At 60.6% G+C, this 17894-nt stretch carries 20 protein-coding genes and 1 pseudogene; 9 read left to right on the top strand and 12 right to left on the bottom strand.

Features of this window, described 5'->3' with window-relative positions:
* Positions 1-68: 68 nt before the first annotated feature.
* Positions 69-746 (top strand): FKBP-type peptidyl-prolyl cis-trans isomerase, encoded by a 678-nt coding sequence (locus ACFZPT_RS01770; protein WP_034101428.1) that lies wholly within the window; start codon positions 69-71, stop codon positions 744-746.
* A gap of 55 nt (positions 747-801) precedes the next feature.
* Here the strand turns inward: ACFZPT_RS01770 and ACFZPT_RS01765 are convergent, their stop codons facing one another.
* The 8 genes and pseudogenes from ACFZPT_RS01765 to ACFZPT_RS01730 form a co-directional block, all read right to left on the bottom strand.
* On the bottom strand, positions 802-1260 hold the full coding sequence (locus ACFZPT_RS01765; RefSeq protein WP_034115436.1) for an Rsd/AlgQ family anti-sigma factor: 459 nt from the start codon (positions 1258-1260) through the stop codon (positions 802-804).
* Positions 1261-1470: 210 nt separating this feature from the next.
* Positions 1471-1992, bottom strand: coding sequence for a disulfide bond formation protein B (locus ACFZPT_RS01760; RefSeq protein WP_047881760.1), 522 nt, complete (start codon positions 1990-1992; stop codon positions 1471-1473).
* Positions 1993-2226: 234 nt separating this feature from the next.
* Positions 2227-3468 (bottom strand): heme biosynthesis protein HemY, encoded by a 1242-nt coding sequence (locus ACFZPT_RS01755; protein ID WP_099312905.1) that lies wholly within the window; start codon positions 3466-3468, stop codon positions 2227-2229.
* A gap of 5 nt (positions 3469-3473) precedes the next feature.
* Positions 3474-4586 (bottom strand): uroporphyrinogen-III C-methyltransferase, encoded by a 1113-nt coding sequence (locus ACFZPT_RS01750; RefSeq protein WP_034101432.1) that lies wholly within the window; start codon positions 4584-4586, stop codon positions 3474-3476.
* Between the two features lie 42 nt (positions 4587-4628).
* Complete coding sequence (locus ACFZPT_RS01745) at positions 4629-5378, bottom strand: uroporphyrinogen-III synthase (RefSeq protein ID WP_167416989.1); 750 nt, start codon at positions 5376-5378, stop codon at positions 4629-4631.
* Positions 5375-6316 carry a hydroxymethylbilane synthase gene (hemC, locus tag ACFZPT_RS01740; RefSeq protein WP_034101434.1) on the bottom strand — a complete coding sequence of 314 codons (942 nt, stop codon included), beginning with the start codon at positions 6314-6316 and terminating at the stop codon, positions 5375-5377. The genes ACFZPT_RS01745 and hemC overlap by 4 nt, the downstream gene beginning before the upstream one ends.
* Positions 6317-6453: 137 nt before the next feature.
* Positions 6454-7200 (bottom strand): LytTR family DNA-binding domain-containing protein, encoded by a 747-nt coding sequence (locus tag ACFZPT_RS01735; protein ID WP_099312906.1) that lies wholly within the window; start codon positions 7198-7200, stop codon positions 6454-6456.
* Positions 7197-7313 (bottom strand): annotated as a pseudogene (locus ACFZPT_RS01730) (sensor histidine kinase); the annotation flags it as partial. The pseudogene ACFZPT_RS01730 and the gene ACFZPT_RS01735, both read right to left, overlap by 4 nt.
* A 393-nt stretch (positions 7314-7706) precedes the next feature.
* On the opposite strand from ACFZPT_RS01730, the gene argH reads away from it, so the two are divergent.
* Positions 7707-9101, top strand: a complete 1395-nt coding sequence (gene argH, locus ACFZPT_RS01725; protein ID WP_047881761.1) for an argininosuccinate lyase — start codon at positions 7707-7709, stop codon at positions 9099-9101.
* A gap of 39 nt (positions 9102-9140) precedes the next feature.
* Here the strand turns inward: argH and ACFZPT_RS01720 are convergent, their stop codons facing one another.
* Positions 9141-9800 carry a glutathione S-transferase family protein gene (locus tag ACFZPT_RS01720; RefSeq protein WP_034101437.1) on the bottom strand — a complete coding sequence of 220 codons (660 nt, stop codon included), beginning with the start codon at positions 9798-9800 and terminating at the stop codon, positions 9141-9143.
* A 126-nt stretch (positions 9801-9926) separates the two neighbouring features.
* On the opposite strand from ACFZPT_RS01720, the gene ACFZPT_RS01715 reads away from it, so the two are divergent.
* The 3 genes from ACFZPT_RS01715 (at position 9927) to ACFZPT_RS01705 (ending at position 13569) form a co-directional block, all read left to right on the top strand.
* Entirely contained in the window at positions 9927-10211 is a 285-nt protein-coding gene (locus ACFZPT_RS01715) for a hypothetical protein (RefSeq protein WP_034101438.1), read from the top strand.
* Positions 10212-10305: 94 nt separating this feature from the next.
* The gene (locus tag ACFZPT_RS01710) at positions 10306-10560 is read left to right on the top strand and encodes a TIGR02647 family protein (RefSeq protein WP_034101439.1); all 255 of its coding nucleotides are present in this window, start codon (positions 10306-10308) and stop codon (positions 10558-10560) included.
* A gap of 168 nt (positions 10561-10728) precedes the next feature.
* Positions 10729-13569: a class I adenylate cyclase gene (locus ACFZPT_RS01705; protein WP_379554923.1), complete on the top strand. Its 2841-nt coding sequence runs from the start codon at positions 10729-10731 to the stop codon at positions 13567-13569.
* Here the strand turns inward: ACFZPT_RS01705 and rnk are convergent.
* The 3 genes from rnk to cyaY all read right to left on the bottom strand — a co-directional run bounded on the left by rnk (position 13566) and on the right by cyaY (position 14664).
* The gene (gene rnk, locus ACFZPT_RS01700; protein ID WP_034101441.1) at positions 13566-13979 is read right to left on the bottom strand and encodes a nucleoside diphosphate kinase regulator; all 414 of its coding nucleotides are present in this window, start codon (positions 13977-13979) and stop codon (positions 13566-13568) included. The genes ACFZPT_RS01705 and rnk overlap by 4 nt on opposite strands.
* A 131-nt stretch (positions 13980-14110) precedes the next feature.
* Complete coding sequence (locus tag ACFZPT_RS01695) at positions 14111-14329, bottom strand: DUF1289 domain-containing protein (RefSeq protein WP_034101442.1); 219 nt, start codon at positions 14327-14329, stop codon at positions 14111-14113.
* 2 nt (positions 14330-14331) lie between these two features.
* A complete protein-coding gene (gene cyaY, locus ACFZPT_RS01690) occupies positions 14332-14664 on the bottom strand; it encodes an iron donor protein CyaY (RefSeq protein WP_034101443.1) in 333 nt (110 codons plus the stop codon).
* A gap of 238 nt (positions 14665-14902) precedes the next feature.
* On the opposite strand from cyaY, the gene ACFZPT_RS01685 reads away from it, so the two are divergent.
* From ACFZPT_RS01685 to ACFZPT_RS01670, 4 genes are read left to right on the top strand one after another with little or no spacing between them, the layout of a single operon-like run.
* Complete coding sequence (locus ACFZPT_RS01685) at positions 14903-15073, top strand: lipoprotein (RefSeq protein WP_034101444.1); 171 nt, start codon at positions 14903-14905, stop codon at positions 15071-15073.
* 9 nt (positions 15074-15082) lie between these two features.
* Positions 15083-16330 carry a diaminopimelate decarboxylase gene (gene lysA, locus ACFZPT_RS01680; protein WP_099312908.1) on the top strand — a complete coding sequence of 416 codons (1248 nt, stop codon included), beginning with the start codon at positions 15083-15085 and terminating at the stop codon, positions 16328-16330.
* Positions 16331-16333: 3 nt separating this feature from the next.
* Positions 16334-17164, top strand: coding sequence for a diaminopimelate epimerase (dapF, locus tag ACFZPT_RS01675; RefSeq protein ID WP_034101446.1), 831 nt, complete (start codon positions 16334-16336; stop codon positions 17162-17164).
* A 13-nt stretch (positions 17165-17177) separates the two neighbouring features.
* Positions 17178-17894, top strand: a complete 717-nt coding sequence (locus ACFZPT_RS01670; protein WP_047881764.1) for a DUF484 family protein — start codon at positions 17178-17180, stop codon at positions 17892-17894.

The raw sequence follows: 17894 nt of genomic DNA, 5'->3' as shown, positions 1-17894 counted from the left end.
AAAATGGGCGGCACTTTTTACGTTTCCACACTGGCATAATCCATCGCACTTTCGGCCGGAGAATGTCCATGTCGCGTTACCTTTTTCTTGTGCTTGGCCTGGCGATTTCGGTAGCCAATGCGAGCGCGCCGTCGCCGTCTAAAACCATCGAGCCGGATCGGCATGACCTCGCCTACAGCCTGGGCGCCAGCCTCGGTGAGCGCCTGCGCCAGGAGGTTCCAGACCTGCAGATCCAGGCCCTGATCGACGGCCTCAAACAAGCCTATCAAGGCAAGCCACTGGCCTTGGATAACGCGCGTATCGAGCAGATCCTCGCGCAGCACGAAGCGCAGAGCGAAGCGGACGCCCAAGCGCCCCTGAGTGAAAAAGCACTCGCTGCCGAACAACAATTCCTGACCCAGGAAAAAACCATGAAAGGCGTTCGTGAATTGGCGGATGGAATTCTGCTCACGGAACTCACGCCAGGTACCGGCCCCACGCCGAAAGCCAATGGTCAGGTTCAAGTGAAATATGTCGGTCGGCTGCCCGACGGAACGGTTTTCGACAAGAGCACACAGCCTCAGTGGTTTCGCCTGGACAGCGTGATCAGCGGCTGGAGCAGTGCTCTACAACAGATGCCCGTGGGTGCGAAGTGGCGCCTGGTGATTCCATCGGCGCAGGCTTATGGCGCCGACGGTGCCGGCGAATTGATCCCGCCGTACACGCCCTTGGTTTTCGAGATCGAATTGCTCGATACCCGTTCTTGACCCAATAAAAAACGGTGCGACCTGCGCACCTTTTTTTTTATCGCGTATCCCGAAGTCAGGCCTGAGCGACAGTGTTTTCTTTGTGAGCGTTGTGCAGCACTTCAATCAGGCAGTCTTCCAGCTCGAAACGCTCGTGGAGCAGCGCACCCAATTCTTTGAATTTCTCGGCGACACACTTGCCTTGATCGCACAGATCGGTGAATGCCAGCAGCTTCTCGGTGATCACATCGATGCGTGGGTAAAGGGTCTTGGCAAAATCCAGACCGCGCTGGTCTTTGAAGGCTTCCGCCTCCTTGGTGAGCTGGGTGTAGATGCTCAAATGCCCTGCGGACACGTAATCCACCAACACCACGCAGAAATCCTGCAACGGTTCACGCTTCTCGGCCAACGCCTCGGGCTCGGCACCGAGCGCATCAAAAGCCCGAATCAATTCGTGACGTGCCTTCAACCAGCTGTCGATCAGCTTGTGCACCCCGCCCCAGCGTTCGCGAGCATTCTTGCAACGTTCCAACATGATGATCTCTCTTCCCTATTAGGGGCGCTGCCGCCTGATGCCCGCGCAACACTTCAAGGATAAAGCAGCAGCGGGACAGGGCTGCATCAGACAACTGGTTTGAATAACGCGTGCGGGCCAGATTATGCCCGCATGACTATGGCTTCAAGGTACGCAGGACAGAAAGTTCATACAAGTGTTTAATCCCGTCCTACAAACCTCAGCCTGCTTTTATGGCCTCGTCGGGTACAGGCGACGGCGAAGTAACGGTCGTGAAAACTGCGTGATGCCCAGAATCAGCATCCCCACGAAAAACAGCAGACTCCACTCCGGCAGGCTTAAATCGAACAACGTCCAGTTGATTTCCACGCAGTCGACAGTGCCTTCGACGGCCTGTTGCAGCGCCTGCCAAAGCGAAAGATTTTCGAGCATATGGTTGAGGCTGGGCCAGCAATCGGCGGTTTGGTCGGGTGCGGCATTTTGCAGCAGTATCTGGCGTACCGCCGTGATAGCGCCCAGCGTTGCGCACGCCACGCTGGCCAGCCCATATAGCGAGATGACGGGACGTTTGGGGTTATGGAGGGCAGCGATCAAATTGATCAGCGTGAAAGCAGCCAGAAAAACCCGCTGCAGTTGGCATAAGAAACACGGGCGTAACGAGACGCCGAACTCAAGGTAATAGGATGCGCCCAACGTCAGCGCACCGGCCAGGAACGCCAGAAAAAACAAGGAGCGAGAAGGGGCCAAAGACATGCTTTATCCGCATCGCGAAAAGTAGATCGCTACGGTAGAGGAAAGGCCTGAACGCTTTCAATATACGTTAGACCAGACGATTCCGTGAGAGCCTGCAGACATCCCGCCAGAGGATGGAAGACTTCAGGCGACGGCGCGTAGGAGTTTGCTGCCAGACACTGACCCTCCCTTTTCGCGTGCATCAAAGGGGTGAGGGTTTGACATATCTGAGTCAACCCTCCGCTCCTTCCTACATCAAACCCGGGCAGGGACTGGCAAAGGTGACGCCAATAAACGGCTATCCAACAACCCCAGGCCTTCCTGGAACAACTGGTTGCTGCGTTCGGTATCTCCCAACTGCGCCAACAGACGCGCCAGCTCGGCGCAAGCCTCAGGGTTGCGCTGCACCTGCAGGCTACTTTCCAGATAGTCGCGCGCCTTTCCCCACAAGCTGTTTTGCAGGCACAAGCGCCCCAAGGTCAGTAACAGGCTGGCATCACCGGGATGATCCTTGAGCCAACCTTCGGCGAACTTCAACTGCCGAGCCGAGTCGCTGCCGCGTAAAAGACCGTAGAGGCGAATGAGATGGCTGTCGTAACCGCGCTTGATCGCACCACGCAAGACCTCTTCGGCCTTGGCGTCGGCACCCAATTGGCGCAGTTGCTCGGCGTAAGCCAGCACTAACTGCGGCTCCTGACGTTGGGCAGAGGTAAGCTGCTGCCAAGCCCGCTCAAGGGACTGCTGGCCAGCTTCGTCCTGCTCCTCACGCTGAGCCGCAAGGCTGAGGTTTTCACCCCATGCGCGACGTTCCAGCTCGGCCAGTTCGCCGGCGGGCAGCACCTTGTCCTTACGCAGCTGCGGCAAAAGGTGAATCACCGACGACCAGTCACCGCGCTGTTGATGCAAACGCTGCAACTGACGTAGCACCTGCGCGTTATGCGGATGACGCTCGTGCATTGCCTGTAGCGTGACCAGCGCACCGTCCGTATCGCCACGGTCCAGTTGCAGTTGCGCATGACTCAAGGCGACCGCCAGCTCAGCCTGGGGCTGGCGCTCCAAAGCGCGCTCAAGCAAAGCATCGCACTCTTCGTAACGCCCCTGTTCATTGGCGGCTCGCGCCGCGCCCAGGTAGTACAACAACGGTTGGCGTTCGGCTTCGGCGGCACGCCGCAAATGGCGTTCGGCACTGGCCCAGCGCCCTTCGGCGAGGTCCATCTGGCCCTGTTCGATAGCGATCTGTGTACGGCGGCTGCGATTACGCCGCGACCAAGGGTTGACCACGCCGCCCGACGTGGTAACCAGGCTCAGCAAGACGCGGACCAGGTAGATCGCCAGAATGATGGCAAACACGGCGAACAGGGTCGCCCACAGGCTCGACTCGTAATGCAGCACATGTGGATAAGTAATCAGCACGTAGCCGGTGTGTTTCGAGATGCCCACAGCCAGTGCCAGGGCGATCGCGATCGCCAGCACCAGGATCACATAGAAACGCTTCATCGGCTCTACTCCTGGGACGCCGGCTTGGCAGCCGCCTTGGCTTCATCGGCAGACAGGTGGCGACGATCAAGATACGCCTGCACCGCGGCGAGGCTCGCGGCCAGGTCCGGTGTCACCACCGACACGGCTTTGGGCTCAAGCTCGGCAATGCGCGCCAGCATCGCTTTGCTCTGCGGGTTGTCCTGATTGAAGTTGTCCTGCAGCACGCTGCGCGCCTCACCCAGTGAGCGGCTATACACCGCCGACTCACCATTGAGCGCCGCCCATTGCGCCTGTTCGAGCGCCAGGCTCAGGGCCAGACGCACTTGGTTCAGCCCCTGACCGGCAAGCAACGGACGGATGTTGTCGTCTGGGTTGAAATCAATGCGGAAGTAGCGAGAAATCTGCTCCCACCACTGGCTCCAACGTCCCTCGGTATCGGTGGTGGGACGACCTTCAGCGGCAGGTTCAGTCAGTTGATACTCCGGCGCAATCGCCGCCAGCTGCACCACTTGATCGCGCAGGGCGGCCAATTGCAGGTACAGCCCGGTGCGGTCCGGCTGTTCGGTACTGCGCAGAGCGACCAGGCTCTTGGCCAATTGCTCACGGGCCGCATAGGCGCCCGGATCGCTTTGCTCGCGCAGAATCTCGTCAGCGCCCTGCACCAGCGCCTGGGCGCTATTGATGTCCTGCAAGGCCGACAGGCGCAGGCTCGCCAGGCGGATCAAATGCTCGGCCTCGGCCAGACGCCAGTCCTGACGGCTGGCACCCAGAACGGTTTCCAAGCGCTGGCTCAGGTGTTGCTGATCACCCTGCAATTGGGCCACCAGACGGCGACGCTCCTCCAGCTCATCCGCACCCGGCAGTTGAGCCAGTCGCGCGGCCAGTTGTTGCTGGGTTTGCTTGAGAGTTTGGGATTGCTCATCCAGGGTCTGCACCTGGCCCAGTTGCTGCTGGTGACTGGCTTGCAGGGCACGGACCTGCCAGATCCCCCAACCGCCGGCGGCCACTCCGGCAGCGCCGAGCAGCAAGGCGACGACCGCCAGGCCATTGCCACGGCGCGGCGCGGTGACCGGTGTCTCGACCGGCGCATCAAGTGCGGGTTGAGCTTCATCTTTAGGCAAGGCTGTTTCGCTCACGTATCCGTCCTTTGCGTATCAGAGAGTGGGGGCGGGATGTTTTTATAAGACATAGCCGCCTAACGCCACTAACAAAGCCGCGGCACTCGCGCCGCGACAATCCACCACTTTTTCTGCACCGGCAGCCCGCGCCATTTCCTGGACTCTTGGGCTGGGCACGAACAACGGCAGCTGTGCCACCTCCGGCCAATCGGCGCCGGCCAGGGCTTGCAGGTGCAAGAAACCCTGCCCACTGCTGACCACCACGCCGTTCAAGCGTTCCAACTGGATGCGCTGCATCAACTCACCGGCGTCGTAGGTCGGAAGGAACCGCCGGTACAACTCCAGATAGTCGACACTAGCACCTCTCTCGCGCAAACGCTCTGCCAGCAATTCGCGGCCGCCCTCACCCCGCAGGATCAGCACCCGTGCATCGGGGCGCGCAATAGCCTCGCGTAATGCCGGCAGTTCAAGCAAGGCCTCGCTGTCATCGCCGGTGTGCGGATAGTGAACCGTGTAGCCTTGATCGGCCAGCACCTGCGCAGTAGCTGCCCCCACACTGAACCAGGGCATCTCGGACCATTGGCGATCCAGCTGTTGCAAGGCCAGGCGCGCGGCGGGTTTGCTGACGACAATCACGGCACAGTAGCGGCCGAGGTCACGCAACAGCGCTTGCTGGTCAGGGGTGATCGGCAAAGGCTCGATATCCAGCAAGGGCAGGCTGCTGCTGTAGATCCCGACGTCAGACAACACCGTCGCCAGCGCCGCCGATTCCTCGGCGGGCCGCGTCAGCAGCACACGCCAGCCGGTCACTGCGGGCCGGCCTCGCCGTAGACTTTTTGCAGGATGGCGCCGGCGCCTTTCTCCAGCAGCTCTTGCGCCACTTGGATGCCCAAAGCCGTCGCTTCGCATTGCGGGCCACGCACCTCGGCGGTCAGCAAGGTGCCGCCTTCCGGATCGCCCACCAGACCGCGCAGCCACAAGTTATCGCCTTCAAGTACGGCGTAGCAGGCAATCGGCACTTGGCAGCCGCCATTGAGGTGCTTGTTCAAGGCACGCTCGGCGGTGACGCGAACTTCGGTATCACGATGGTCGAGTGGCTTGAGCAGAGTATGGATTTCACTGTCGGCGCTGCGACATTCGATACCCACGGCGCCCTGCCCACCGGCGGGCAGGCTATCTTCGACACTGATGGCCGAGGTGATGCGGTCTTCGAAGCCAAGGCGGATCAAACCGGCGGCGGCGAGGATGATCGCGTCATACTCACCGGCATCCAGCTTGGCCAAGCGCGTATTGACGTTGCCGCGCAGAAAGCGAATCTGCAGATCCGGACGGCGCGTCAACAGCTGGGCCTGACGGCGCAGGCTGGAGGTACCGACGATGCTGCCCAGGGGCAACTCGTCCAGTGAAGCGTAGGTATTGGAAACGAAAGCGTCGCGGGGGTCTTCGCGCTCGCAGATGCAAAACAGGCCCAGACCTTCAGGGAAGTCCATGGGCACGTCTTTCATCGAGTGCACGGCGATGTCGGCTTCGTTCTCCAGCAGCGCGGTTTCCAGTTCTTTGACGAACAGGCCCTTGCCGCCGATCTTCGACAACGGTGAGTCGAGCAGCTTGTCGCCGCGACTGACCATGGGCACCAGGGACACCTTGAGGCCGGGGTGGGCCAGCTCAAGGCGAGCTTTGACGTATTCGGCCTGCCATAGGGCCAAGGCGCTTTTACGGGTGGCGATGCGGATTTCGCGAGGGGACATGGATCAATCCGTACTGAATAGATACGGCAGATAATAACAGCTCAGGCAAATACGCCTTGATTTGAATCAGCAAGTGCGGGGCCTCCCTGGCCTCGTCGCACCGGGATAAGGAATGCAGTCCCGCTACAGCCCTCGGGCTAAAGCTGCTGCATCATTTTGCGCACGCCGGCGACATGCCGACGACTGACAATCAAGGCATCGCCGTTGAGCCCTTTGAGGAACAACTGAAAGTGCCCCAGCGGCGTACGTTGCAGACGCTCGATACGCTCACGGGCCACCAACGCATTGCGGTGGATACGCACGAAGCGGTCGCCGAACTCATCTTCAAGGGCCTTGAGCGGTTCATCCAACAAGACTTCACCCGCTTCGTGACGCAGCGTGACGTACTTGTGATCGGCGATGAAGTAGACCACTTGATTCAGAGGGATCAACTCGATGCCTTTGCGGGTACGTGCACTGATATGGCTGCGGGGGCCGTTGCCACTTTGGGCGGCGGGCTGGGTCAACGCGGCGAGCTGGGCGCGGCTGGGGCGCTCGGCCTTTTTCAGGGCTTTGAGCAACGCTTCGGCCGTCACCGGTTTGGTCACGAAGCTCACGCCACTGTCTTCCAGCGTCTGCGCGGGAAACTCGTCCTGAGCCGCACACAATACCAAGGCCGGTGGCGATTCGCGCTCACTCAGGCGGGCAGCAACCTGCAGACCATCCAGGCCCGGCATACGGATATCGAGCAACAGCACATCGGGCTTGAGGCTGTCGATCAGCGTCAACGCCTCCTCACCGGTGGTGGCGCTCGGTTCAAGAACGGTATAACCCTCGAGTTCACTGATTAAACGACTCAGTCGCTCGCGGGCTTGGGGTTCGTCATCAACGATCAGGACATTCATATTGCGCTGGATTCCTGCGTGAGTCTCGCACAAGGATAACGTAGACAGGTGCGGTGACTTGCGTCACAGCGATCCACGCTAAGACTCGTGCGAGCGGCAAAAAGTGCCCCGAAGGTGGCACCCATATTTACCCGGACCTGTTCATTAGCGCCCAAGACCCGCTGCCTTCGGGCATCGTCGTAGGGTTTGCTGATACACAATCCGAATACCCCCCTTGTTTAATGGTTAGTCTGGGCTCTGACCGCATTACCCGACTTTGGTGCATTCACACACTATCAGTCCAACTGTAGACGCTTGCCGAGACGACATTGCTCAATCGTCAAATATCGTTTCAATAAGTCTCTTTTTCCAGTCTCGTCCCGGACGCGATCGACGGCAAGGCACTTAGCCATCCTTTGCACAAATAAAAATGCCGACGACCCGCGCCACCGCCTCCGCGAGCAACCCTGTTATGATCGGCGCCACACTTCCACGCCTTTTTATTAAAGCAACTCACGAGCGAATCCATGAGCACCGACAAGACCAACCAGTCCTGGGGCGGCCGCTTCAGTGAACCCGTCGACGCCTTCGTCGCGCGCTTCACCGCCTCCGTCACCTTCGACCAGCGCCTGTACCGCCACGACATCATGGGCTCCATCGCCCACGCCACCATGCTGGCCAAGGTCGGCGTGCTGACCGAGGCCGAGCGCGACAGCATCATCGACGGCCTGACCACCATCCGCGGTGAGATCGAAGCCGGTACGTTCGACTGGCGCGTCGACCTGGAAGACGTGCACATGAATATCGAGGCCCGCCTCACCGATCGTATCGGTGTGACTGGCAAGAAATTGCACACTGGACGCAGCCGTAACGACCAAGTCGCTACCGATATTCGCCTATGGCTGCGTGACGAAATCGACCTGATCCTGTCCGAAATCACCCGCCTGCAAAAAGGCCTGCTTGAGCAAGCCGAGCGTGAATCGGACACCATCATGCCCGGCTTCACCCATCTGCAGACCGCACAGCCCGTGACCTTCGGCCACCACCTGTTGGCCTGGTTCGAAATGCTCAGCCGCGACTACGAGCGCCTGGTGGACTGCCGCAAGCGCGCCAATCGCATGCCTTTGGGCAGCGCCGCGCTGGCCGGTACGACCTACCCGATCGACCGCGAATACACCGCGCAACTGCTGGGTTTCGACGCCGTGGGCGGCAACTCTCTGGATGGCGTTTCGGACCGTGACTTCGCCATCGAATTCTGCGCCGCCGCCAGCATCGCGATGATGCACTTGTCGCGGTTCTCCGAAGAGCTGGTGCTGTGGACCAGTGCACAATTCCAGTTCATCGATTTGCCGGACCGTTTCTGCACCGGCAGCTCGATCATGCCGCAAAAGAAAAACCCCGACGTGCCAGAGCTGGTACGTGGCAAGAGCGGCCGTGTATTCGGCGCGCTGATGGGCCTGCTGACCTTGATGAAGGGCCAGCCATTGGCCTACAACAAGGACAATCAGGAAGACAAGGAACCGCTGTTCGACGCCGCCGACACCTTGCGCGATTCGTTGCGCGCGTTTGCCGACATGATCCCAGCGATCAAGCCCAAGCACGCCATCATGCGCGAAGCGGCTTTGCGCGGGTTCTCCACGGCGACTGACCTGGCGGACTACCTGGTGCGTCGTGGCCTGCCGTTCCGCGACTGCCACGAAATCGTCGGCCACGCCGTGAAATACGGCGTGGACACCGGCAAGGACCTGGCGGAAATGAGCCTGGAAGAACTGCGTCAGTTCAGCGATCAGATCGAGCAAGACGTGTTTGCCGTGCTGACCCTGGAAGGTTCGGTCAACGCCCGTAACCATGTGGGCGGCACCGCGCCGGCGCAGGTCAAGGCAGCGGTCGCGCGCGGCCAGGCCCTGCTCGCCAACCGCTGAGTACAGTAGTGGGAGGGGCTTGCCCCCTCCCACACTTGATCACTTTTTCGCCGCCACCATGGCCAGGAACGCCGGCATCGCGGCTTGCCTGTCCGCCTCCACTTTTTGCGCGTTGGGCATTGCGTTAAGGCGATCCAGCAACGCTTTGGCCGCCGGCAACTGCGCCAGCAAGTCCAGCCCGAACAACTTCTCGCCGACCCCGCAGGCCAGGTTCAAGCTGTACATGAAGTACAGATCCGCAATGGTGAAGCTCTCCCCCGCTACAAACGGCGCAAACTTGCCATGCCGCCCCAGCGAAGCGATGCCCAAGAGCAATTCCGCCTTGGATTTTTCCTTGATCGCCTCCGCAACCACTACGCCAAAAAATGCTTCGCCAAAGCAGGCGCGCGCGGGCAGTTCGATATAGAGCTCGATTTCCCGGCACAAGGCCAACACCTGGGCGCGCTCGAACGGGTCGGCCGGGAGCAGTGACGGCCCTTCCTGGGTTTGTTCGATATATTCCAAGATCACGCTGGTTTCATTGATAAAGCCCTGCTTCACCTCCAGCACCGGCACCTTGCCGCGCGGGCTGACCGCCAGTACGTCAGGGGCCTGCCCGGCATAAAACAGTACTTCTTCGAAGGGCAGGCCCTTCTCCAGCAGCGCCAGTTTCACCATGTTGTAGTAGTTGCTGACCGAAAATCCGTAAAGCTTGAGCATCGCAAAGCCTCCAGGCCGTGTGCGGGGTTGGCTGCAAGCGTTATAGACGCCCGGTGGCCGCTTGACCAGCAGCATCACCTGCTTGAATGGGGGTAGACTGGCGCCCTTTCCTTGAGGAGCACCGCCATGAGCGAGCCCACTGATATCGACAATGACGAAGAAGCTTTTGCCGAACATATGCTGATCGGAGCGATCGAAAACCAGATCGAAAGTGACAACCCACCCGCCGCCAAGGCCACATTCAACAAGCTGACGTTGGTGGGCTATGAGCGGGAAGAAATTCTAAACCTGATGGCTCATGTGCTGGCTTTCGAAATTGGCGCCATGCTGTACGAGGGTCGCGCGTTCGATACCCAATGGTACGAAACAGCGCTACGCGCACTGCCCGAGCTGCCGCCGGAAAAGGAATAGCTCCGAGACGCAGCAACACGCTGGACAGTTCGGCAAAGTGAGTTCACCTTATGGCCTGCTAGCCTCTAATAAATTTAGAAAGTCTGGAGTCCTTATGTCGTATACCCCTGAGTTGGTTGCCGAACTGGAAATCCTTGCACTCTTCCCCTTGGACAGCACCCAGGAAGGCCTGAAAGTCCATCAGACCGCCGCGCCCAGCGCTATCGCCGCAGTCAAACGTCTCTTCGATAAAAAACTGATCGACCAGCCGGATGGGGGCTATCTGACCAGCCTTGGCCGCGATGCTGCCGAGCAAGCGCAAACCCTGCTGACCATCTTGACCACTGCCACGAACAAAGAAGCCGCCTGATTCCGGATGCCGCCCATGGAGTCCGCCGCCGCGGATTCCGAGGGCGTCGCCTGAGCGACTGTAAAATTCTGACGCCAAAAAACCATTTCCCTCTAAACCTCCTACGTTTCTGACTGTAAACTCCTACACGGCCGCCCACGCCGGGCTCTGCGAGCCAACGAGTTCGACATGACCCGCACCCATGAAATCCGCCCCGACTTGGACGAAGGCATCGACCGCAAGGTGCTTGCACAGTTGCGCGCGCGTTTCATGGCGCTCAATGAAGGCCGCATGGCCCGCGCCGTCGAGGGGCTGACACCTCGCCAGCAAAGCGTACTGACCCTGTTGCCGCTGTTCTTTCACGTCAATCACCCGCTCTTGCCCGGTTATGTCTCGGGCAGCACGCCGGCGGGGCTGTCGAATTTCGAGCCTACCCCCCAAGCACTGATCGAAGCCCAGCGCCTGACCCGCTCGTTCGCCTATAAACCGCGCCATGGCAACCCGCCCCGACCGATCCATGGGCTGTTCCTGATGGGCAGCCTTGGCACGTTGGCCCAGGCCGACCAAAGCGACATGGATGTGTGGGTATGCCACGCGGCGGATCTGGGCGAAAACGAGCTGGCCGAACTGCGCAAAAAGTGCCAATTGCTGGAGGCCTGGGCCCAGAGCATGGGCGCCGAGGCGCACTTTTTTCTGATCGAACCGACGCGCTTCGTACTCGGCGAGCGCGACACCCAACTCAGCTCCGACGACTGCGGCACGACCCAGCACTATTTGCTGCTCGATGAGTTCTATCGCACCGCCATCTGGCTGGCCGGGCGTACACCGATCTGGTGGCTGGTGCCGGTATATGAAGAAACCCGCTACGCCGAATTCACCCATACGCTGCTGTCCAAGCGCTTTATTCGCGCCGATGAAACCCTGGACCTTGGCCATCTGGCGCGCATCCCACCGGGCGAATTCATGGGCGCCGGGCTGTGGCAGTTGTTCAAAGGCATCGAGTCGCCTTACAAGTCGGTGCTCAAGCTGTTGCTGACCGAGGTGTACGCCAGCGAACACCCGCAGGTGCAATGCCTGAGCCTGCGCTTCAAACAGGCCGTGTACGCCAATCAAGTGGACTTGGACGAGCTGGACCCCTACGTTGTGGTCTACCGCCATATCGAGGGCTACCTCAAGCAGCGTAACGAGCCGGAACGGCTGGAGCTGGTGCGGCGCAGTCTGTACCTGAAGGTCAACCGCAAGCTCAGCGCCGGGCAGCGCGCCAGCAGTTGGCAACACCTGTTGCTCGAACGACTGGCCCAGGAGTGGGGTTGGGACCCGCGTCAACTGGCGTTACTGGATAGCCGAAGCCAGTGGAAGGTGCGCCAAGTGGCTTCCGAACGCCGCGCCCTGGTCAACGAGCTCAACCACAGCTACCGCTTCCTGACCCAATTCGCCCGCACCGAACAGACCGTCAGTTTGATCAACAAGCGCGACCTCAATGTGCTGGGCCGGCGCCTGTACGCCGCGTTCGAGCGCAAAGCCGGCAAAGTCGAATTCATCAACCCGGGTATCGCCCCGGACTTGGCCGAAGACACCCTCACCCTGCTTCAATCGCCTAACCGCAAAGAGCCGGGCCAGCATCACTGGAGTTTATATAACGGCAATCTCACTGCTCTGGAGTGCGAACACTTCGCGCCGATCAAGCGCAGCCGCGATCTGCTGGAAATGCTCACCTGGTGCCATCGCAACGGCGTCATCGACAGCAGCACACGGCTGGCCCTGCACCCCGGTGTCAGCGACATGACCGAATTCGAGCTGTTCAATCTGTTGGGCAGCCTGCAACAGACCATCGCTCTGCCCCTGGCCAGCGTCGATGAGGAGCGCCTGCTGCGTTCGGCGGTGCCCGAGGAGGTGCTGTTGCTGATCAATGTCGGCGTCGACCCGCTCAAGCATCACCGCGAGCTGAACATTCTGATGACCACCGAGCGCACCGATTCCCTGAGTTACGCCGGGGTGCGCGATAACCTGGTGCTGACCCTCGACCAAGTGACCCTCAACAGCTGGAACGAGGTGATGGTCAGCCGCTACGACGGCCCCCATGCGTTGCTCGATTGCTTACGGGATTACCTCAACCAACTGCCACCGGACCATCTGCCGCGCCTGCGGGTGCGCTGCTTCTGTCACAACCGTGCGCAATTTATCGCGCAGCGTGTTGAGGAAGTCTTCGATACCGCGCAACACCTGCTGCTGGGTCAGTCCAACCATCGCTATCTGCTGCAAGTGCAGCAGCACTACCATGTGATGGAATTGATGCCCGGCCAGGCCACCCACGTTTCGTTGGCCACCCAGGACGCGCTGATCGCCTACCTCAGCGAAGAATTGGCCAGCTATAGCCCCCTGCACCTGGACGCCATGGCCCTGGAAGATCACGACCTGGCGCTCTTGCTGCCCATGGGCATGGCGGCCTGCGTGCAGGTGTTCTACCGGGTCAATGAAGATTACGCCGAGTTGTACGTGCTGGATGAGTTCAACTCGCTCTGGAAACAGCGCTTGCCCTTCCATGATGAACAGAGCCTGTTGGTGCCGTTGCAGCGCTTTTTGCAATCGATCATCTATCGCCGCGAAGCGCTGTCACCGCTGGACCCGCAGCAACCCATGAGTGCCGTGCAAACGCTGTATTACCAGTTGTTGCCATCAGGCAGCGGCCGCGCCCGTGGCGTCGAACCTCGGCCAGCGCCTTTGACCCCGGCGAACAAACCGTTCTATGACGTGCAGGCGATTATCGGCAAGGCGGCACCGGGCCAAGTGAGCATCACCCTGTACTGCAATCAGCGGGAGTTTTCCGAGCTGGAATTCGGCGATCAACTCTTCACCGTGGTCGCCCAGGAAATTGTCGGGCAGCGCCGGGAACCCGAGCGCTACCGCTGCTACATCACCGACCTGGACCTGTCAGGCCTGCTCGGTGATGTACAAAGCCCAAGCAACCTGTATCTGCGCTATAAGGCCGAACTGGAACGGTCGCTCAACGAAGCGCTGAGCCAGATTTAGAGAGGAAAGGCGCCACCATCTTTTGGCTGGCCTTCGACACTGAGCAGTTCCAGTTTGAGGGTCTTGCCACCCGGAGCCGGCCAGTCGATATGCTGGCCCACCTGCAGGCCGAGCAGCGCGCTGCCGACAGGCGCCAGGATCGAGATCTTGCCGGCGTCGGCGTTGGCGTCTTTGGGGTAGACCAGAGTCAGGTGGTAGTCCTTACCGCTGCCTTGCTCGCGGCAATGCACGCTGGAATTCATGGTCACGACACCCGCAGGCACTTCATCGTGGCCGACCACATCTTCGGCGCGGTCGAGTTCGGCTTGCAACGCTTCGACGCCGGGAGACTCGTCGCCCAAGCGATCGATCAGTTGCTCCAGACGCTGCACGTCAAGGCGGGTGAGGATGATGGACGGTGCGGTGGTCATGATTCAGGCAGACTCCTTTTTTCTGCACAAAAAAGCAAAACCCCGCCAGAAAAAGGCGGGGTTCTCACGGGCCTCGATGAGTTGAGGCGTAGCCGGACACTAACACAGCGTCACAAATAAACAAGACGGCCTCAGGCGCGGGCCCTGCGCTGCTCGGCTTCGGCGCGGATCACCCGACGCCGATCATCGTCGGCGGAGCGCCATTCGCGAATGTCTTCGACATGCCGGAAGCAGCCAAGGCAGACTTTGTGCTCATCCAGACGACACAAACTGATACAAGGTGACGGCACCGCCGGGCTGACATTGCTGAACAGCGGCTTGGGCGGGCGTACGGGTGCAGGCTGGGTCACGGTCAGATCTCGTCGAAGTCCAGCTCGGCGCCGGTATATTCCTCGACCAGGCGCGCGAGCATTTCGCCCAACAACTCTTCACTCTTGTCGCACTGCCATTTGCCGCTTTCTTCGTCGTAATCGAAGTGAACGCCACCAGAGCGAGCGGCCAGCCACAACTGACGCAGCGGTTCCTGGCGACTGAAGATCAGCTGCTGACCACTCTCGAATTTGACGGTCAGCACGCCTGCCGAGTTTTCCAGGTCCACGTCCAGGCCGCTGTCATCAAAAATATCCTCCAGCGCCTGCTGGGTCGCATCCACCAAGTCGTGAAAACGGGCTTCGGTCAAACTCATTGTGGCAACCTCGAAAGTGTCTGGTTTTGCTCAAGCGCCGCACGATACGGGCGAGCTTCGCCGATTGCAAAGGATACCGATTTCATTACCAATCTCGGTATGAAATATCCCAAGCCAGCGTAGTCTGCTTCGCGCTTAAGACGGCAAACCCCCGCCGGACGGGTATTCCAGCGCATAGGCAAGCTGGCGGGTGGTGGGTATACTCGGGCGCAATTAATGCATATTCAAGGATTTCGCCATGAAGCGCCTGATCTCTTCCCTTGCTGCGCTCGTCGCGGTCGCTTGCCTCGTTAGTGCCTGTGGTCAAAAAGGCCCACTGTACCTGCCCGATGACAGCAAAGACCCGAACGAACAGGCGCAATCGTCGCAAAAGCCAGCAAAAGCGCATAAGCACGACACCTTCGAATAAGGGAACCCCATGGACGCTTTTAACTACCGGGACGGCGAGCTGTTCGCGGAAGGCGTGGCGCTGTCCGCGATTGCCGAACGCTTTGGCACCCCGACGTACGTGTACTCCCGTGCGCACATCGAAGCGCAATACCGCTCGTTTACCGATTCGTTGAATGGCGTGCCGCACCTGGTGTGCTACGCGGTCAAGGCCAACTCGAACCTGGGTGTGCTCAATGTCCTGGCGCGCCTGGGCGCCGGTTTCGACATTGTGTCCCGTGGCGAGCTGGAACGTGTTTTGGCCGCCGGCGGCCAGGCCGACAAAATCGTGTTCTCCGGCGTCGGCAAGAGCCGCGAAGATATGCGCCGCGCACTGGAAGTCGGCGTGCATTGCTTTAACGTCGAGTCCAGCGAAGAGCTGGAGCGCCTCCAGGTGGTGGCCGCCGAGATGGGTGTTCGTGCGCCGATCTCCCTGCGCGTCAACCCGGATGTCGATGCCGGCACCCACCCGTACATTTCCACCGGTCTCAAAGAGAACAAGTTCGGCATCGCAATTGCCGACGCCGAGGACGTGTACATCCGCGCCGCCCAACTGCCGAACCTGGAAGTGCTGGGTGTCGACTGCCATATCGGCTCGCAATTGACCACGCTGCCACCGTTCCTGGATGCGCTCGACCGCCTGCTGGCACTGATCGACCGCCTGGGCGACTGTGGCATTTACCTGCGCCACATCGATCTGGGCGGTGGCGTCGGCGTGCGTTATCGCGATGAAGAGCCGCCGCTGATTGCCGATTACATCCAGGCCCTGCGCGAGCGCATCGAGGGCCGCGATCTGGCGCTGATGTTCGAACCGGGCCGCTATATCGTCGCTAACGCGGGCGTACTGCTGACCCAGGTCGAGTACCTCAAGCACACCGAGCATAAGGATTTCGCCATCGTCGACGCGGCGATGAACGATCTGATCCGCCCGGCGCTGTACCAGGCCTGGATGAATGTCACCGCCGTAACGCCGCGCAACAGTGAAGCGCGCGCCTATGACATCGTCGGCCCGATCTGCGAGACCGGTGACTTCCTGGCCAAGGATCGTCAGCTCGCCCTGGAAGAAGGCGATCTGCTGGCCGTGCATTCGGCCGGTGCCTACGGGTTTGTCATGAGTTCCAACTACAACACCCGCGGCCGTACCGCCGAGGTGCTGGTGGACGGTGATCAAGCGTTTGAAGTGCGTCGCCGCGAGACGGTAGCCGAGTTGTATGCTGGCGAAAGCCTGCTGCCGGAGTAAGCCATGCTGCTGCGTTTTACCAAGATGCACGGGCTGGGCAATGATTTCATGGTTCTCGACCTGGTCAGCCAGCACGCGCATATCCTGCCCAAGCACGCCAAACAGTGGGGCGACCGGCATACCGGCGTCGGCTTCGACCAGTTACTGATCGTTGAGGCGCCCACTAACCCGGAGGTGGATTTCCGTTACCGGATCTTCAACTCCGACGGTTCCGAAGTGGAACAGTGCGGCAACGGTGCGCGCTGCTTTGCGCGCTTCGTGCTGGACAAACGCCTGACCGCCAAGCGCCAGATTCGCGTCGAGACCAAGAGCGGCGTGATCGAGCTGGATATCCGCAACGACGGCCAGATCAGCGTCAACATGGGCGCGCCACGTCTGGTGCCGGCGGATATTCCGTTCCAGGCCAGCGAGCAGGCGACCAGTTATGCCGTAGAGGTCGACGGCAAAGTGGTCGACCTGGCGGCCGTGTCCATGGGCAACCCCCACGCCGTGCTGCGCGTCACCGATATCAATAACGCCCCCGTGCATGAACTGGGGCCGAAAATCGAAAACCACCCGCGCTTTCCGGCGCGGGTCAATGTGGGCTTTTTGCAGGTGATCGACCGTCACCGCGCGCAATTGCGCGTGTGGGAACGGGGCGCCGGCGAAACCCAGGCCTGCGGTACCGGCGCCTGCGCCGCTGCCGTCGCCGCGATCACCCAGGGGTGGATGGATTCGCCGCTGCTGATCGACCTGCCCGGTGGGCGCTTGTCCATCGAATGGGCGGGCCCGGGCCACCCGGTGATGATGACCGGGCCGGCCACGCGCGTATACGAAGGACAGGTCCGTCTATGAGTGAGCCAATCCAATGACCGATAAGCCTCAAGTACCCGCACAAGCATCCTCGAGCGAAACTCTGGAGGCCGCTGCCGTCGCGGCGTACCTTGAGGCTCATCCGGATTTCTTCGTCGAACATGACGAACTGCTGCCGGCCTTGCGCATCCCCCACCAGCGCGGCGATACCGTGTCGTTGGTGGAACGACAAATGAAGATCCTGCGCGAGCGCAATATCGAAATGCGCCATCGGCTCTCGCACCTGATGGACGTGGCCCGCGACAACGATCGCCTGTTCGACAAAACCCGCCGCCTGATACTGACCCTGCTGGACGCCACCAGCCTGGAAGAAACGGTGATGGCCGTGGAAGACAGCCTGCGCCAGGACTTCCAGGTGCCTTTTGTCAGCCTCATTCTGTTCAGCGACAACCCGATGCCGGTGGGCCGATGGGTCAGTGGCAGCGAAGCTCAAACCGCAATCGGCGGGCTGCTGTGCGAAGGCAAGACCGTCAGCGGCACCTTGCGCGAACATGAACTGGACTTCCTGTTCGGCGCCGAACAGCGCAAACAGATCGGCTCCACCGCCGTGGTCGCCCTCAGCCATCAAGGCCTGCACGGCGTATTGGCTATTGGCAGCCGCGACCCTGCGCACTACAAAAGCTCGGTGGGCACACTGTTCCTGACCTATATCGCCGAAGTGCTCGGCCGCGTCCTGCCGCGCTTCACCACTTCCCTGCGCGCGGTGCGCTAG

The organism is Pseudomonas sp. MD330_10 (assembly GCF_042610415.1).
GTDB lineage: Bacteria > Pseudomonadota > Gammaproteobacteria > Pseudomonadales > Pseudomonadaceae > Aquipseudomonas > Aquipseudomonas rhodesiae.
Note: the sequence above shows the minus strand (reverse complement) of the source record. Positions and strands in the feature narration are given on the sequence as shown.

What these genes read in the sequence shown, in the direction of transcription:
- ACFZPT_RS01685 (WP_034101444.1), top strand. Translation starts at nt 14,903, where the DNA reads ATGAAGCGCCTGATCTCTTCCCTTGCTGCGCTCGTCGCGGTCGCTTGC.
- rnk (WP_034101441.1), bottom strand. Translation starts at nt 13,979, where the DNA reads ATGACCACCGCACCGTCCATCATCCTCACCCGCCTTGACGTGCAGCGT.
- lysA (WP_099312908.1), top strand. Translation starts at nt 15,083, where the DNA reads ATGGACGCTTTTAACTACCGGGACGGCGAGCTGTTCGCGGAAGGCGTG.
- hemC (WP_034101434.1), bottom strand. Translation starts at nt 6,316, where the DNA reads ATGTCCCCTCGCGAAATCCGCATCGCCACCCGTAAAAGCGCCTTGGCC.
- ACFZPT_RS01765 (WP_034115436.1), bottom strand. Translation starts at nt 1,260, where the DNA reads ATGTTGGAACGTTGCAAGAATGCTCGCGAACGCTGGGGCGGGGTGCAC.
- ACFZPT_RS01755 (WP_099312905.1), bottom strand. Translation starts at nt 3,468, where the DNA reads ATGAAGCGTTTCTATGTGATCCTGGTGCTGGCGATCGCGATCGCCCTG.
- ACFZPT_RS01705 (WP_379554923.1), top strand. Translation starts at nt 10,729, where the DNA reads ATGACCCGCACCCATGAAATCCGCCCCGACTTGGACGAAGGCATCGAC.
- dapF (WP_034101446.1), top strand. Translation starts at nt 16,334, where the DNA reads ATGCTGCTGCGTTTTACCAAGATGCACGGGCTGGGCAATGATTTCATG.
- ACFZPT_RS01715 (WP_034101438.1), top strand. Translation starts at nt 9,927, where the DNA reads ATGAGCGAGCCCACTGATATCGACAATGACGAAGAAGCTTTTGCCGAA.
- ACFZPT_RS01710 (WP_034101439.1), top strand. Translation starts at nt 10,306, where the DNA reads ATGTCGTATACCCCTGAGTTGGTTGCCGAACTGGAAATCCTTGCACTC.
- cyaY (WP_034101443.1), bottom strand. Translation starts at nt 14,664, where the DNA reads ATGAGTTTGACCGAAGCCCGTTTTCACGACTTGGTGGATGCGACCCAG.
- ACFZPT_RS01760 (WP_047881760.1), bottom strand. Translation starts at nt 1,992, where the DNA reads ATGTCTTTGGCCCCTTCTCGCTCCTTGTTTTTTCTGGCGTTCCTGGCC.
- ACFZPT_RS01735 (WP_099312906.1), bottom strand. Translation starts at nt 7,200, where the DNA reads ATGAATGTCCTGATCGTTGATGACGAACCCCAAGCCCGCGAGCGACTG.
- argH (WP_047881761.1), top strand. Translation starts at nt 7,707, where the DNA reads ATGAGCACCGACAAGACCAACCAGTCCTGGGGCGGCCGCTTCAGTGAA.
- ACFZPT_RS01770 (WP_034101428.1), top strand. Translation starts at nt 69, where the DNA reads ATGTCGCGTTACCTTTTTCTTGTGCTTGGCCTGGCGATTTCGGTAGCC.
- ACFZPT_RS01670 (WP_047881764.1), top strand. Translation starts at nt 17,178, where the DNA reads ATGACCGATAAGCCTCAAGTACCCGCACAAGCATCCTCGAGCGAAACT.
- ACFZPT_RS01720 (WP_034101437.1), bottom strand. Translation starts at nt 9,800, where the DNA reads ATGCTCAAGCTTTACGGATTTTCGGTCAGCAACTACTACAACATGGTG.